Source organism: Aeromonas sp. MaB10011B, from assembly GCF_017939325.1.
Taxonomy (GTDB): domain Bacteria; phylum Pseudomonadota; class Gammaproteobacteria; order Enterobacterales; family Aeromonadaceae; genus Aeromonas; species Aeromonas caviae.
In genome coordinates this window covers 1-325 of the sequence record NZ_JAGKRK010000088.1, presented here as the reverse complement: position 1 = coordinate 325, position 325 = coordinate 1, and the positions used below count along the sequence as shown (strand labels likewise).

General features: G+C 60.9%; 1 pseudogene. It reads left to right on the top strand.

Features of this window, described 5'->3' with window-relative positions:
• Window positions 1-325 (top strand): annotated as a pseudogene (locus J9893_RS20385) (DDE-type integrase/transposase/recombinase); the annotation flags it as partial.

The window sequence follows — 325 nt, the reverse complement described above, 5'->3', positions numbered from 1 at the left end:
AGGGAACAGACGATTGAGCTCAATGACGAGCAGATCCGCCTGCTCGAGCGCTTCAGCCCCGAGTTTCGCGAACGCCAAATTGAGGTTCACTACACCGGGGAACTGGTGGCGGTCGACACCTTCTTCGTCGGCGCACTCAAGGGGGTGGGCAAGGTGTATCTGCAAACCGTACTGGACTGCTACAGCCGCCACGCCTGGGGACGGCTCTACACCAGCAAGCTGCCGGTGACCTCGGTCCATGTGCTCAACGAAACGGTCCTGCCGTTCTTCGAGGCTCACGAGGCGCGGGTCTATACCATCCTGTCGGACAACGGGCGCGAGTTCT